Source organism: Amycolatopsis pittospori (genome assembly GCF_013870525.1).
GTDB lineage: Bacteria > Actinomycetota > Actinomycetes > Mycobacteriales > Pseudonocardiaceae > Amycolatopsis > Amycolatopsis pittospori.
This window is the reverse complement of sequence record NZ_JACBXD010000192.1, coordinates 1-435: the sequence shown is the minus strand read 5'-3', so window position 1 is coordinate 435 and position 435 is coordinate 1. Positions and strand designations below refer to the sequence as shown.

The window sequence follows — 435 nt, the reverse complement described above, 5'->3', positions numbered from 1 at the left end:
CCTGATCCTGCAGGACTTTCATGTGTCGGAGAAGGAAGCCTCAGCTCGCGCCGATCGTGCTCTTGCCCTGCATCCTGGCGTAGCTCTCGGCGGCGATGTCGTGCCCCCGCTGGCACCGTTGACCGCCGACGCCGCAGCCGAAGGCGCGATCGGTGGCGGCCAGATCGACGCGATCATCGGCGCCCTGGCCCAGGTCCCCTCGTTCGTACCCGACGAAGACGTCCGGGCGGGGGAGAAGATCCTGGTCGATCTGGCTCGCCGGGCTGGCCCTAAGGAGATCACTCGGGCTGGGCGTCGGATGCTGGACACGATGGACCCCGACGGTAAAGAGCCTCGTAACGAGGATCCGAAGGACGCTCGGCCTGAGTTGCGGTTCATCAAGCACCGGGACGGCACCCTCGGGTTCGCCGGAACCCTCGACCTGGAGATCTACGC

At 66.7% G+C, this 435-nt stretch carries 1 protein-coding gene; it reads left to right on the top strand.

Annotated features, from left to right (window positions below):
• Nucleotides 1–22: 22 nt before the first annotated feature.
• Nucleotides 23–435, top strand: a 413-nt coding sequence (locus H5J31_RS39570) for a DUF222 domain-containing protein (protein WP_328701737.1), incomplete at its 3' end; no start/stop codon positions are given.